We start from the raw sequence: 303 nt of genomic DNA, 5'->3' as shown, positions 1-303 counted from the left end.
TCGCTGAACGCTCGAACAAAAAATCGTCACGGGTGCACTTGGCCGAAGCCGTTGCTTTGTAGTAGCTGTTGTAAGTTAGTCTTACTATACCTGCCCGCTATACCTGTCAGCTATACCTGCAGCTACATTGGCTATACCTGTTGAACAGCAGCGACAGAAAGTCCCCCTTCGAAGGGGGCAGGGGGATGACAGTACATCAGCCATGAAACAACAACTTGAGCTCTATCAACAGCAGGCTCCCCGCCTTAGACAAGGAGGGTAGGGGTGGTTGGAACCGGTATAGGTATAGGTATAGGTATAGGT

The sequence above is a fragment of the Pontibacter sp. HJ8 genome, assembly GCF_054824225.1.
Note: the sequence above shows the minus strand (reverse complement) of the source record.